The following is a 14,188-nucleotide window of genomic DNA, read 5'->3' on the forward strand; positions in this document are numbered from 1 at the left end:
CTCCGCACATGCGCCAGCGCGGGGGCGTTCTTGCCAGCTTCGCGGGATACCCGTGATATCGGACGAAGAACCGCATGTGTGTTGTTTCGCATAGCCGGGATCGCTATCTGCCTGCCATGAACGAGATGACCCCGCTCGCCGCGCCGCGCGCTCGAAAGCCCGACTGGATCCGCGTCAAGGCCCCGACATCCGCCGGCTTCGCCAAGACCCGCGAACTGATGCGCTCGAAAAGCCTGACGACGGTCTGTGAAGAGGCCGCATGCCCGAATATCGGCGAATGCTGGTCCAAGAAACATGCAACGGTCATGATCCTCGGCGATACCTGCACTCGCGCCTGCGCCTTCTGCAACGTGAAGACCGGCATGCCCCGCGCGGTCGACCGGATGGAGCCGCAGAATGTCGCCGATGCCGCGGCGCAGATGGGGCTGAACCACATCGTCATCACCTCGGTCGACCGCGACGACCTTCCCGATGGCGGCGCTTCGCAGTTTGTGAAGGTCATCCAGGCAATCCGCGCGTCGAATCCCACTACGACGATCGAAATCCTGACGCCCGATTTCCGCAACAAGGCGCAGGCCGCGATCGAATCGATCGTCGAGGCGCGGCCCGATGTCTATAATCACAATCTGGAAACGGTCCCGCGGCTGTACCCGACGATCCGGCCCGGCGCGCGTTATTATGCCTCGTTGCGCTTGCTCGAGAGCGTGAAACGCCACGACCCGTCGATCTTCACCAAGTCGGGCGTCATGCTCGGCCTGGGCGAAGAGCGGCTCGAGATCCACCAGGTCATGGACGACATGCGTTGTGCCGACATCGACTTTCTGACGATGGGCCAGTATCTTCAGCCCACGCCACGCCATGCCAAGGTGGCCGAGTTCGTCACGCCCAAGGCCTTCGATGCCTATGCGTCGATCGCCCGGGCTAAGGGCTTCATGCTCGTCGCATCGTCGCCACTGACGCGGTCGAGCTACCATGCGGGGGACGACTTCGCGCAGCTTCGGGCGGCGCGTGATGCCAAGCTCGGGGTCGCACGGATCTGATGCCCAAGCATTCCGAAACACGCCATCTTCCCTATACCCCCGAACAGATGTTTGATCTGGTCGCCGATGTCGGCCGCTACGCCGAGTTTCTGCCGTGGGTCAGCGCGATGCGTGTCCGCTCGAACAGTGAGACGGAGACGCTCGCGGACATGATCGTTGGCTTCAAGGGTCTGCGCGAGACGTTCACGTCACGCGTGCAAAAGACCCGTCCGACCGAGATCCTCGTCGACTATGTCGACGGCCCGCTCAAATATCTTCGCAACGAATGGTGTTTCCGCCCAGAGGAGCAGGGGTGTGCCGTCGACTTCACCGTCGACTTTGCCTTCAAGAACCGGATGTTCGAACTGATCGCGGGTCAGGTCTTCGGTGCCGCATTGCGCAAGATGATTGGCGCGTTCGAGACTCGCGCGGCTGAGCTTTACGGTGCGACATCCTCGACCGGCAGCAAGAGTTCGAGCGCGCACAGCGCAGCCTGAAGGCGGATACCGCCGCGGCCGAGATCGCCGAAATCCTTGCGATCTGCGTCGACATCGCTGCGATCGCCGCCCTTCTCGGCACGGGCGAAGACCACCGTCCCGACCGGCTTCTTCGCCGATCCACCGCCGGGCCCGGCGATGCCGGTGATGGCGACGGCAACATCCGCGCCCGACTGCTCGAGTGCGCCCTGCGCCATGCTCCACGCGACGGCGATCGACACCGCACCGAAGGTCTCAAGCACGTCTGAGCTGATCTTGAGCAGTTTCAGCTTGGCCTCGTTCGAATAGGTCACGAACCCGATTTCGAACACGTCGGAACTGCCGGGAATTTCCGTCAGCGCCGCAGCAACAAGGCCACCGGTGCAGCTTTCAGCAACCGCGACGCGTCGTCCAAGCGCGCGATTTGCCTCGATGACCTTACGTGCCGCGTCGATCAGCTGGGGAGGGAGAAGGGTATCCATCAGCGGCTCTCCGTTGCCGTGCAGAGCGGAAGGTCGGGCGTCGATCGATCCCCGCGGCGTGCCTTGTCAGCCTTCAAATAGCGCAGCGTCTCGACGACGATGCCAGCGGTGTTCCGCGGCGGCAGCGGCTGGAGCAGCGTCACGAGCCGATCGATCGTCCCACAGTCGCGCGCCGCGATGCGTCCGACGATCTGCGGGACGAGCAGGCTCGTCAGCAACGGCCGGGCATAGTCCGACTGGAGAAGCGCATCGACCGCGGGGTCGCTGAGCTTGACGATCGCGGCCCGGGCGGACGGCCAGGCGCGGTCCGCTTCGATCTGATAGCGCGAGATGAGCGTACTCGACTGGTTGCGCACGAGGCTGGTCGCGGGCAGCCTTGCCGCGCAGACCCGGCCCGTTTCACGGATAATGTCGGGCAGCGCGACGAGCGTCATCGCCTCCGCCTCGGGGCCGGTGATGCACGGGGACTGTGCCGATACCGGCGTTGCGACGAGTGCGGCGAGCGTCAGTGCGGCAGCGAACCTCATGCGCCGACACGGCCGCGATTCGAGGGGAGGCTGATCGTCGCGACCGCCTGCGCGGCAATGCCTTCGCCCCGTCCCGTGAAGCCAAGCCGCTCGGTCGTCGTCGCCTTGACGCTGACCCGGTCCGTGGTGAGGTCGAGCAGATCGGCGATCCGGTTCGTCATCGCTGCGCGGTGCGGTCCGATCTTGGGCATCTCGCACAGGATGGTCAGGTCGACGAAATCGATCCGACCGCCCTTGGCGGCGATCAGTTGCGCGGCATGCTGCAGGAACTGCGAGGAGTCGGCACCTTTCCACTGAGGATCGCTCGGGGGGAAATGCGTGCCGATATCACCCGCGGCGATCGTGCCGAGCAGCGCGTCGGTCAGCGCATGCAGCACGACATCGGCATCGCTATGGCCGGAAAGCCCCTTGTCGTGCGGGATCCGGATGCCGCCGAGCCATAATTCCTCGCCCGTTTCCAGCCGATGGACGTCGAAGCCCGTCGCGGTTCGGCTTTCATAGGGCGCGCGCGCTTCAGCGGCGGCAAAATCGTCGGGGTGAGTCACTTTGTCGAGCATCGCATCGCCCTGCACCAACGCGACGCTGCCGCCAACCCGTCGCACCATCTGGGCATCGTCGCTGGCATCTTCATCGGTTGGCCAAGCCGCGTGTGCGGCGCGCAGCGTAGCGATCCGGAAGCCCTGCGGCGTCTGGACCCGGTACACGGCCTCGCGCGGAACGACGTCGCCGAGCAACCGACCGGCAAGCGTCGACTCGCCGCGCGCCAGCGTATCCGCAACCGGCAACACCGGCACCGCAGCGTCGCTGTCGGCCAGCGCTGCCACCACCGTCGTGATAACCGAGTCGGCCAGAAACGGCCGCGCGGCATCATGGACGAGAACCTGGTCCAGATCCGACAGGCCAGCGATTCCCCTGAGGACAGAGGCTTGGCGGGTACTGCCCCCGACGATGACCGTCGCGCCAGTCACGCCCCCTGCGGCCAATACGGCCTTTGCATGGTCCACCTGACCTTCGGCAACGACGACCACTACGGCATCGATCGCCGGATGCGTAGTCATCGCGGTGACGGCGTGCATGATCATCGGCCGCCCCGCAACTGTCGCGAATTGTTTGGGGAGGCTGCCGCCGGCGCGGGTGCCGGACCCGGCGGCAACGATCAGGGCGACGGTGCGGCACTTTGTCATATCCGCCGATTAGCGTCTCAGGCGCGGCATCGCCAGTGCGGGCGGGCGGTCCCGCCGGACGTCGCGCACCACGACGGCACAGCGGGGCCGGCCTTGCCAGTTCCGGCATCGCAGCCTATGTTCTGCCTCTTTTTTGGGCAGCTTATGCGTAATCTCTCACCTATCCAGATCGGTACCGTGCGGATTGAAAGTCCGGTCGTCCTCGCACCCATGACGGGCGTGACGGATATGCCGTTCCGTACGCTTGTGCGGCGATATGGATCAGGGCTCAACGTTACCGAGATGGTCGCGAGCCAGGCTGCGATCCGCGAGACCCGCCAGTCGATCCAGAAGGCTGCGTGGGATCGGCTCGAAGAGCCGGTGTCGATGCAACTGGTCGGGTGCACGCCCTATGAAATGGGCGAGGCCGCGCGGCTGAGTCAGGATCGCGGTGCCGCGATCGTCGACATCAACATGGGGTGTCCGGTCCGCAAGATCGTCAATGGCGATGCCGGGTCCGCGCTGATGCGTGACGTCAAGCTGGCGACGGCGATTATATCCGCGACGGTAAAGGCGGTCGATGTCCCGGTCACGTTGAAGATGCGTATGGGCTGGTGCCACGACAGTCTCAACGCACCCGAATTGTCCAGGATCGCAGAAGATCTCGGGGTGAAGCTGATCACCGTGCATGGCCGGACGCGGAACCAGATGTACAAGGGAAGCGCCGATTGGGGCTTCGTGCGCCGGGTGAAGGACGCGGTGTCGATCCCCGTGATCGTCAATGGCGACATTTGCTCGATCGAGGATGCCGAGGCGGCGCTCGACCAGTCAGGTGCGGACGGCGTGATGATCGGACGCGGCGCCTATGGGCGGCCTTGGCTGCTCAATCAGGTCATGACCTGGTTTGCGACCGGCCGCCGCGTCGCCGATCCGTCGATTAACGAACAATATGAAGCGATTGCCGGGCATTACGAAGCGATGCTCGAGCATTATGGGATCGAGACGGGTGTCAACATGGCCCGCAAGCATATCGGCTGGTACACCAAGGGCCTGCATGGTTCGGCCGAGTTTCGGAACCGGGTGAACCAGGTGGCGGACCCGAACCAGGTCAAGGCGATGCTGGCGGAGTTCTACGCGCCCTGGCGTCACCTTGAAGCCGCCTGAGCCGGATCGGCGCGACCGTCCGGGGTTTAACGACGTCTTTGCGGCACTGCCGGTGGCGGTGGTCGTGGTCGATCCCGACGACCGGATCGCCCATGCCAATGCGCTGGCGGAGCAATTGCTCAACCTGTCGGAACGCCTCATGATCGGGCAGCCGATCGCGGCGATACTCCCGCCCCCCGACGAGTCACGTAAGCACGACAATCGCGGCCTTGCCGTCTTCGATACTGAGATCGCGACCGCCCGCGGTGTGAAGATCCGCGTCGACTTTGCCGAGACGATCATGCCCGATCATCCAGGCTGGCGCGCGATCACGCTGCACGTTCCCGCCGTCTCGCGACGGCTCGGCTATTCGGCGGACCGTACCGCAGGCGCGCGCGCGGCAGTTGGGGCGGCGGCGATGCTCGCACATGAGATCAAGAATCCCTTGTCCGGCATCCGCGGCGCGGCGCAACTGCTCGATGCCGGCGAACTGACCACGCTGATCACGACCGAAGTGGACCGGATCGCGGCGCTGATCGATCGCATGCAGGACTTCAGCGATACGCGGCCGCTTCCGCTCGCCAGCGAGAATATCTACCCGCTGCTGACCCACGCGCGTCGCCTTGCGCTCGCCGGTTTCGCACGCGGGATCGCGATCGAGGAGCGGTTCGATCCGTCGCTGCCGCCCGCACATATCAATCGCGACGCGGTCCTTCAGATCGTCATCAACCTTCTGAAGAACGCACGCGAAGCCGTTGCAGATCAATCGAACCCCCTGATCATCATGACCACGGCCTATCGCCACGGGATCACCGTCAGCAGCGCGCCGGGCAAGCCGCGTCTGCCATTGCCGATTGAGATCTGTGTGTTCGACAATGGCCCCGGCGCGCCGCCCGATATCGCCGACCACCTGTTCGACCCGTTCGTGTCGGGGCGCCGTGAAGGGCAGGGGCTGGGCCTCGCCCTCGTCGACAAGCTGACGCGCGATATGGGCGGGATCGTGCAATATGCGCGTGAGGGGATTCCTGAAATGACCGTTCTCCGCCTGCTGCTGCCAAGAGCCACATCATGAGCACTGTGCTGGTCGTCGACGACGACGCCGCGATTCGCACCGTCGTCGCGCAGGCGTTGCGGCGCAGCGGCCACGACGTAACCGTCGCCGACAGCCTCAGCCAGCTTGAACGTGCCTTGGCTGTGGCGATACCCGACGTGCTGATCACCGACGTGGTGCTGCCCGACGGTGACGGCATCGACCATGTCCGCAATGTCGCCGAGCGCCACCCCACGCTGCCGATCATCGTCCTGTCGGCGCAGAACACGCTGACCACCGCCGTACGCGCGGCGGAGGTCGGTGCGTATGAATATCTGCCCAAGCCCTTTGATCTCGACGTCTTGTCGCGTGCGGTGACGGGGGCGCTGGCGCGGGGCGGGGTGCTGTCCGATGACCGGATCGGCGACGAGGATCGTGCACTGCCGCTGATCGGCCGGTCCGCGGCGATGCAGGACGTCTACCGGGTCATCGCACGCGTCATCTCGAACGATCTGACCGTGCTGATATCCGGCGAATCGGGGACGGGCAAAGAACTGGTCGCTAGGGCAATCCACGATCTCGGCCGACGCAGTGCCGCGCCGTTCATCGCGATCAACATGGCCGCCATCCCGCGCGAATTGATCGAGGCCGAGTTGTTCGGGCATGAGCGCGGCGCCTTTACCGGTGCTGCGACGCGAAATGCCGGTCGTTTCGAGCAGGCGACGGGCGGTACGCTGTTCCTCGACGAAATCGGCGATATGCCGATGGAGGCGCAGACCCGTCTTCTCCGCGTATTGCAGTCGGGGGAGTTCACGAGCGTTGGCGGCGCGCGCACGATCCGGGTCGATGTCCGGATCCTCGCCGCGACAAACCGCGATCTGGCGGCGCAGGTGGCAGCCGGGCATTTCCGGGAAGACCTGTTCTACCGTCTCAACGTCGTGCCGGTCACCTTGCCACCGCTCCGCGAGCGACGGCAGGATGTCGCCTTACTCGCACGACATTTTCTCGATCATGCGGCGATTCAAGGACTGCCGCGACGTCAACTGGCGGGCGATGCGATCACTGCGCTCGGAGCATATGACTGGCCGGGCAATGTTCGCGAACTCGAAAACCTGATGCGCAGACTCGCGGTGCTCGCGCGCGACGAAATCATCGGCGCGGACGCGATTCACGCGATGCTGGGTGCGCGAATGCCGACCAGCACTGCAACCGATCTCGACATCGCCGGCGCGGTGAAGGCACTGATCGGGCGGATCGAGCGCGAGAACCCGGCCGCGCTCGACGATGGCAGTCTGTATGACCGCATCATCGGCGAGGTGGAGCGTCCGTTGATCGAACTGATGCTTGCCCGGCATGGGCAGAACCAGCTTCGCGCCGCGCGTGCGATGGGAATCAATCGCAACACGCTGCGCAAGCGTCTCGACACGCTCGGGATCGATATCAGCGGCGACATGACCGAGATGGACGCGGCAGGGTTACGCTGACCCGGCCATTATGTGGTTTCCCGGCAACAATTGTCGTTGTATCACGGCAACGATGATCGCCCCCGCGACGCTTGCCATCGAAGACGACGTGCCACCGCACCGGTTCGCAGTGACGCCTGCGCTTGAGGCGCTGGTGGTCGCGCTGGCGATTACCGTCGCGGTCGCGAGCTATGTGCTCATCAGCGGCGCCAATTCACCCCAGCGTTTGATGCCGCCACCGCTGATTGCGCTGCTGCTGATCGCCAACCTCGTCCCGGGCATCGCATTGCTGATGCTGCTCGGCCGGCGGGTGGCGATGCGGCGCGCTGCGCGGTCCCCGGTTGGCGGTGGCGGCCGCCTGCACGTCCGGCTCGTTGCCTTGTTCTCGATCGTCGCCGCGGTGCCGATGCTGCTGGTGACGATCTTCGCGTCGCTGCTGTTCCAATATGGCGTGCAATTCTGGTATTCGGATCAGGCACGCGGGATGCTCGAAAACGCCACCGAACTCGCCCAGTCGTCCTACGCGCGCCAGCTCAGCCGCTGGGAAGAGGCGAGCGTCACTATGGCAGCGGATATGTCCAATTACCTGCGGGAGCGATCGCTGCAGAGTCCGGGCTTTTCAGGATTTTTCTACCAACAGGTCTATTTCCGGAGCCTGTCCGAAGCCGCGCTGTTCAAGGTCACGCCACAGAACGAAATCCAGACCTTCGCGGTTGTGAACCCCTATGAAATCGACTTTACACGACAGGTGACGCCCGAGGCGATCCGCGAACTCCGGAGCGGCAAGCCCGCCGCAGTATCGGTGACGGGGGATCGTATCCGCACGATCACGATGCTGCCCGGCGCCGACGAACTCTTCCTTTATGCCGGGCGCGTCGAGGATACCAAGCTCCTGTCGGAGCAGACGACGCGCGCCAACGCCGTGCTGGCAAGCTATCGGCAGCTGCTTGCCCGGTCGCGCAGCCTCCAGCTCCTATTCAACGCAGCCTTGCTGGGCATTTCCCTGCTTATCGTTGGCGTTGCTGTCTGGATCGCGCTGGCTGTAGCGGATCGTCTGGTACGCCCCGTCGGCGAGCTGGTCGATGCGGCACGTCGGGTGGCCGAGGGGGATTTGACCGCGCGCGTGCCAGATCCGCGCAGCCGCGACGAGGTCGGGACGCTGGCGCGTGCGTTCAACCAGATGACGGGTCGCCTGCAGGAGCAAAATAGCGATCTGATGACCGCGAATGACCAGCTTGAGACCCGCCGCGCGCTGATCGAGGCGGTTATGGCGGATGTCTCGGCAGGTGTCGTCGCGACCGCGAAGGACCGCGTAATCCGGATTGCAAATCGCTCTGCGATCCAGCTGCTCGGCGCGGACGGCCTGGTTGGCAAGCCGTTGCACGAGGTTGCGCCTGAACTCGATGCGCTCGTGCAGGAGGGAGGACGCGAAGCGATCGTCCAGGTCGGCCAGGCTGGCGATGCGCGGACACTCGCCGTCCGGATCGCACATGCGCCGACCGGTCCGATCCTCACCTTCGACGATATCACGCAGCAACTGCTCGACCAGCGCCGCGCCGCTTGGTCTGACGTCGCCCGCCGGATCGCGCACGAGATCAAGAACCCGCTGACGCCGATCCAGCTCGCCGCGGAGCGACTGCAGCGGCGCTATGGGGGCAAGATCCCCGCGGAGGACGGGACATTTGCGCGGCTCACCGACACGATCATCCGCCAGGTCGCGGACCTGCGCCGGATGGTCGATGAATTCTCCTCGTTCGCACGCATGCCCAAACCCGTCTTCCGCGAGGAATCATTGCTCGACGCCGCCCGCCAGGCGATGTTCCTGCATGAGGTTGCGCATCCGGGGATCCGGTTTCTGCTGGTTCATGACGACCCGGGTCCGATGCTCGTCTGCGATCGCCGTCAGATTGGGCAGGCTCTGACGAACATCGTCAAGAACGCGGTCGAGGCGATCGAGACCCGCGGCGATGACGAGGGCGGGGCGGTTACCATGACCCTGACGGAGACGCGCCACGATGGAACGGGGCACTGCGTCGCGATCGAAGTCGCCGACACCGGGATCGGTCTGCCGGTCGAACGCGATCGGATCATCGAACCCTATATGACGACGCGGGCCCGCGGAACCGGGCTCGGGCTTGCCATCGTCAAGAAGATCATCGAGGAACATTGCGGGACGATCGCATTTTCGGATCGCCCCGGTGGTGGCACCATCGTCACCATGAACTTCGACGCCAGAGCGCTGGTCGCGCTTGATCAGGGGGCATCCGCACCCGAGCCGGCAGGGGATGGCCAGCTCGTCGCAATGACTCGCAATCGGACATGAATTGATGGCGCTCGATATTCTCGTCGTGGACGACGAACGTGACATTCGCGAACTGGTGGCCGGCGTCCTGGAGGACGAGGGCTATCAGACGCGCGATGCGGGCGACAGCGACGCTGCGCTCGAAGCGATCGCGGCGCGGCGTCCGTCGCTCGTGCTGCTCGACGTCTGGCTGCAGGGGTCGCGCCTCGACGGGCTCGAACTGCTCGACGAGATAAAACGGCGGGATCCATCGATCCCGGTGCTCGTCATATCGGGTCACGGCAATCTCGACACCGCGGTCGCGGCGATCCGGCGTGGCGCATCGGACTTCATCGAGAAACCGTTCGAAGCCGAGCGACTGCTGCTCATGGTGGCGCGCGCGACCGAGACCGAACGGCTGCGCCGCGAGGTCGCCTCGTTGCGGGCCACGGTCGGCCGCGAGACCGATCTCACCGGCAATTCGGGGGCGATCAACGGCGTCCGGGCGACGCTCAAGCGTGTCGCCGCGACCGGCAGCCGCGTGCTGATCATGGGTGGGGCAGGGGTCGGCAAGGAGGTCGCTGCACGCCTCCTGCACGGCTGGAGCCTGCGCACCGATGCGCCGTTCGTAATCGTCAGCGCCGCGATGATGACCCCTGAACGTGTCGACGAAGAGTTGTTTGGCGCGGAGGAGGGTGGGGACAAGATCCGCCCCGGGCTGCTCGAGCAGGCGCATGGCGGAACGCTGTTCCTCGACGAGATCGCCGACATGCCGATCACGACGCAAGCGCGGATCTTGCGGGTCCTGACCGACCAGAGCTTTACGCGGATCGGCGGTACCAGGGTCGTGAAGGTCGATGTGCGTGTGGTGTCCGCGACGGCGCGCGACCTCGTCCACGAGATTGCCGAGGGTCGGTTTCGCGAGGATCTCTATTACCGGTTGAACGTCGTGCCGGTGGCTATCCCGCCGCTCGCGGATCGCCGCGAGGACATTCCTGCGCTGGTCCAGCATTTCATCGCGCATTATGCGGCGGAACGCCGGGTTCGGACACCGGAAATCGCGCCCGATGCGATGGTTGCGCTGCAATCCTACGACTGGCCGGGAAATGTGCGTCAGCTTCGCAACGTGGTTGAACGGACGATCATCCTCGCGCCGGGCGACCGACTGGGGCGGATCGATCTCGACCTGCTGCCGGCCGAAGTTCTGGGCGATCAGGGCGACATGGGCAGCGCCGGGGGAACCGCGATCATGGGCTCTCCGCTACGCGAGGCGCGTGAAACCTTCGAACGGGAGTATCTGCGTGTTCAAATCCGTCGGTTCTCCGGCAACATCTCGCGCACCGCGAGCTTTATCGGGATGGAGCGATCGGCGCTGCACCGGAAGCTGAAGCTGCTCGGGATCACCGAGACGCGGGACGATTGATCGCATATCTGTCGCCCGCCCCTATGGACGAAGCGGTACCGGGAACATAGATTAGACGCTCGCCCGGCAATCGGGTGATCTCCGACGCCGGGAAACGGCGCCACGCGGGCAAAGTCCCGCCAAAAACAAGGGTTATCCCATTGGCCGAAAAAATTGGCTCGCTCCAGGACCTGTTCCTCAACGCGCTGCGCCGCACCAAGACCCCCGTCACGATGTTTCTGGTTAAGGGCGTCAAGCTCCAGGGTATCGTCACTTGGTTCGATAATTTCTCGGTGCTGCTACGTCGCGACGGTCAGTCCCAGCTCATCTACAAGCACGCGATTTCGACGATCATGCCCGCGGGACCGATGGACGTCGCCGCGATCGTCAACGCCGTCGCAGAAACGCAAAAGAAGCAGCCGCTTTTGCAGGAAATTTTCCTGAACGCGGTCCGCAAGTCGGAAGACAGCGTGACCATGTTCCTCATCAACGGCGTCATGCTCCAGGGCCAGATTGCCGGCTTCGACCTGTTCTGCATGCTGCTCCAGCGCGAAGGCATGGCGCAGCTCGTCTACAAGCACGCGGTGTCGACGATCCAGCCCGCGCGGCCCCTGAACCTTGCCGAGGATCCCGACGACAGCGACGAGACGGATGCGGTGGACGACGCATGATCATGACGGCCTGGGGCAATGCGCATGAGTAGTGGTTTCGACCGTGACCGCGACGAGTTCGCCCGCGGGACGAAAGCGATCGTCGTCTTGCCCGACCAGGGTGATGCGACACGCGATGTCGACGCACGGCTTGAAGAGACGGCGGGCCTTGCCGCCGCCATTGGCGTGGAGGTGGTCGAACGGATCGCCTATCGCGTCCGCCAGGCCAAGCCGGCAACGTTGATCGGCAGCGGGCAGGTCGAGCTCCTCGCGACACAGGTGCGAATGGAGGAGGCGGGGCTCGTCGTGTTCGATGCGAGCCTGAGCCCGATCCAGCAGCGCAATCTCGAAAAGGCGCTGGAGACGAAGGTCATCGACCGCACCGGGCTGATCCTCGAAATCTTCGGGGAGCGCGCGGCGACGGCCGAAGGGCGGCTGCAGGTTGAACTCGCGCATCTCGACTACCAGGCTGGCCGGCTCGTCCGGAGCTGGACCCATCTCGAGCGTCAGCGCGGCGGGTTCGGCTTTCTCGGCGGGCCTGGTGAAACCCAGATCGAGGCGGATCGCCGGCTCATCCGGGACCGGATGGCGCGGCTCCGGCGCGAACTCGAGCAGGTGAGCCGCACCCGCGGCCTGCACCGGGAGCGACGCCAGCGAGCCCCTTGGCCCGTCATCGCGCTCGTCGGCTATACCAATGCCGGAAAGTCCACGCTGTTCAATCGATTGACCGGTGCTGACGTCATGGCCGAAGATCTGCTCTTCGCTACGCTGGATCCGACGCTTCGGCAAATCCGATTGCCCGGTATCGACAAGGCGATCCTGTCCGACACGGTCGGGTTCGTCTCGGACCTGCCAACCCAGCTCGTCGCGGCATTCAAGGCGACGCTCGAGGAAGTGGTCTCCGCCGATCTGCTGATCCATGTGCGTGACATCGCGCATCCCGATACTGAGGCGCAACGTGCCGATGTCGAGGCGGTGCTGGCGGACATTGGCGTCGACGATATGACCCCGCGGTTCGAAGTCTGGAACAAGCTGGATCTGCTCGATCCCGCCGATCATGACGAGATTGCCGGGGAGGCTGCGCATCGCGAGGATGTCGTGGCGATCTCGGCGCTGAGTGGGGAGGGGGTGGGCCATCTCGTCGAGCAGGTCGCTGCCAAACTGACGGATGCGCATCGCCGCTATCACATTACGCTCGATGCGACGGACGGCGCAGGCGCGGCATGGTTGCACGCGCATGGCGAGGTGCTCAGCAGTCTCGCGGACGGGCTGGCCACCACCTATGACGTACGGCTGTCCGACACCGATTACGACCGGTTCAGCCGCCGCGACGCTTGACCGCCTGCCAAAGCGCTTCCTTTTCCTCGAGCGACAAAGCTTCGAAGCCCGCACCGGCGATATGCTCCATCGCCCGAAACCTGGCTTCGAATTTTGCGTTGCCCGTGCGTAACGCCACTTCGGGATCGACACCGAGGTGGCGGGCATAATTGGTCACCGAGAACAGAAGGTCGCCGACCTCTTCGGCCAGTGTGTCGGCGGTCGCTGTCGCAATCTCGTCGAGCTCTTCGTGTACTTTCGCCAGGGAACCGGTTGGATCGGGCCAGTCGAACCCGACCCGTGCAGCACGCTTTTGCAGCTTCTCGGCTCGCGCCAGCGAAGGGAGCGCGGTGGCGACGCCGGCCAGGGCACTCTGGTCAGGCTTGCTCGCGCGTTCGGTCGCCTTGATCGTTTCCCAACCAGGCGATGTCTCCGCCGGACCAAAGATATGCGGGTGTCGGCGCTCCATCTTGTCGCTGATCGCGTCGATGACGTCGGGCAGGGCGAACGCGCCGGCTTCTTCTGCGATGCGGGCATGGAACACCACCTGCAACAGCAGGTCGCCGAGTTCGTCCTTCAGATCGGCAAGATCGCCGCGCTCGATCGCGTCGACGACCTCATAGGCCTCTTCGATCGTGTAGCTGGCAATCGTCTTCGATGTTTGAACACGGTCCCATTCGCATCCCGTATCCGGATCGCGCAGTCGCGCCATGATGGTCGTGAGGCGGTCAATCATGGCGGCGCTCCGCATAAAGTGAGAATGACGTGGAGATCGCCGAAGCTATGATAGATTCAAAAGCTTCGTAACGAACAACTCTGTTGCCGCTAGTTAGAGAAGACACACTCTTCGCCAATTAGAAATGACACCCGTTGGTAGCAGCGGGGGCAGCGTGTAGCCATCCCAACAGCGCAGCGGTGCCCCCGCTGATGCGATACCCCCGCGGCCGGGGGGCGTTTCTTGGCGGGGAGCATCGTGCAGGCCGCATCCCTTGCACCTCCCCGGCGGAGGCCGGGGCCCAGGTGGGAAGGTCGCTGTGACGACGCGATGTCCTTTGTTACCACCGTCCCCCAATTGGGCCCCGGCCTTCGCCGGGGTGGTGCCATCTCTTTTGCGGGCGGCTGGTACTATATCGACAATTAGCATCGTGCAGGCCGCATCCCTTGCACCTCCCCGGCGAAGGCCGGGGTCCAGGTGGGGAGGTCGCAGTGATGTCGCGCTTTCCTTCGTTACCACC

General features: G+C 64.6%; 13 protein-coding genes. 9 read left to right on the top strand and 4 right to left on the bottom strand.

Annotation, left to right across the window (positions count from 1 at the left end):
* Positions 1-116 precede the first annotated feature (116 nt).
* Entirely contained in the window at positions 117-1,040 is a 924-nt protein-coding gene (lipA, locus tag GV027_RS00485; RefSeq protein ID WP_031393377.1) for a lipoyl synthase, read from the top strand.
* Positions 1,040-1,516 (top strand): type II toxin-antitoxin system RatA family toxin, encoded by a 477-nt coding sequence (locus GV027_RS00490; RefSeq protein ID WP_159510602.1) that lies wholly within the window; start codon positions 1,040-1,042, stop codon positions 1,514-1,516. The genes lipA and GV027_RS00490 overlap by 1 nt, the downstream gene beginning before the upstream one ends.
* Here GV027_RS00490 and GV027_RS00495 read toward each other — a convergent pair.
* The 3 genes from GV027_RS00495 to GV027_RS00505 are packed head-to-tail and all read right to left on the bottom strand — an operon-like array spanning position 1,459 to position 3,688.
* Positions 1,459-1,977, bottom strand: coding sequence for a CinA family protein (locus GV027_RS00495; protein WP_031439016.1), 519 nt, complete (start codon positions 1,975-1,977; stop codon positions 1,459-1,461). The two genes, GV027_RS00490 and GV027_RS00495, sit on opposite strands and share 58 nt — an antisense overlap.
* Positions 1,977-2,504 (bottom strand): hypothetical protein, encoded by a 528-nt coding sequence (locus GV027_RS00500; RefSeq protein WP_159510603.1) that lies wholly within the window; start codon positions 2,502-2,504, stop codon positions 1,977-1,979. Before GV027_RS00500 ends, GV027_RS00495 begins: the two co-directional genes overlap by 1 nt.
* On the bottom strand, positions 2,501-3,688 hold the full coding sequence (locus GV027_RS00505) for a bifunctional 2-C-methyl-D-erythritol 4-phosphate cytidylyltransferase/2-C-methyl-D-erythritol 2,4-cyclodiphosphate synthase (protein ID WP_159510604.1): 1,188 nt from the start codon (positions 3,686-3,688) through the stop codon (positions 2,501-2,503). The genes GV027_RS00500 and GV027_RS00505 overlap by 4 nt, the downstream gene beginning before the upstream one ends.
* 144 nt (positions 3,689-3,832) lie before the next feature.
* On the opposite strand from GV027_RS00505, the gene dusB reads away from it, so the two are divergent.
* From dusB to hflX, 7 genes are all read left to right on the top strand, one after another.
* Complete coding sequence (gene dusB / locus GV027_RS00510) at positions 3,833-4,831, top strand: tRNA dihydrouridine synthase DusB (RefSeq protein ID WP_056676688.1); 999 nt, start codon at positions 3,833-3,835, stop codon at positions 4,829-4,831.
* Positions 4,818-5,882, top strand: coding sequence for a two-component system sensor histidine kinase NtrB (locus tag GV027_RS00515; RefSeq protein WP_159510605.1), 1,065 nt, complete (start codon positions 4,818-4,820; stop codon positions 5,880-5,882). Before dusB ends, GV027_RS00515 begins: the two co-directional genes overlap by 14 nt.
* Positions 5,879-7,324 (top strand): nitrogen regulation protein NR(I), encoded by a 1,446-nt coding sequence (gene ntrC / locus GV027_RS00520; RefSeq protein ID WP_159510606.1) that lies wholly within the window; start codon positions 5,879-5,881, stop codon positions 7,322-7,324. Before GV027_RS00515 ends, ntrC begins: the two co-directional genes overlap by 4 nt.
* 52 nt (positions 7,325-7,376) lie before the next feature.
* A complete protein-coding gene (locus GV027_RS00525; RefSeq protein WP_159510607.1) occupies positions 7,377-9,626 on the top strand; it encodes a sensor histidine kinase in 2,250 nt (749 codons plus the stop codon).
* A 4-nt stretch (positions 9,627-9,630) separates the two neighbouring features.
* Complete coding sequence (ntrX, locus tag GV027_RS00530) at positions 9,631-11,007, top strand: nitrogen assimilation response regulator NtrX (protein ID WP_031393368.1); 1,377 nt, start codon at positions 9,631-9,633, stop codon at positions 11,005-11,007.
* Between the two features lie 74 nt (positions 11,008-11,081).
* The gene (hfq, locus tag GV027_RS00535; RefSeq protein WP_261362599.1) at positions 11,082-11,657 is read left to right on the top strand and encodes an RNA chaperone Hfq; all 576 of its coding nucleotides are present in this window, start codon (positions 11,082-11,084) and stop codon (positions 11,655-11,657) included.
* A 24-nt stretch (positions 11,658-11,681) separates the two neighbouring features.
* A complete protein-coding gene (gene hflX / locus GV027_RS00540; RefSeq protein ID WP_159510608.1) occupies positions 11,682-12,974 on the top strand; it encodes a GTPase HflX in 1,293 nt (430 codons plus the stop codon).
* Here hflX and mazG read toward each other — a convergent pair.
* Positions 12,955-13,689 carry a nucleoside triphosphate pyrophosphohydrolase gene (mazG, locus tag GV027_RS00545; RefSeq protein WP_159510609.1) on the bottom strand — a complete coding sequence of 245 codons (735 nt, stop codon included), beginning with the start codon at positions 13,687-13,689 and terminating at the stop codon, positions 12,955-12,957. The two genes, hflX and mazG, sit on opposite strands and share 20 nt — an antisense overlap.
* Between the last annotated feature and the right edge of the window lie 499 nt (positions 13,690-14,188).

The sequence above is a fragment of the Sphingomonas sp. T1 genome, assembly GCF_902506585.1.
Classification (GTDB): Bacteria; Pseudomonadota; Alphaproteobacteria; order Sphingomonadales; family Sphingomonadaceae; genus Sphingomonas; species Sphingomonas aerolata.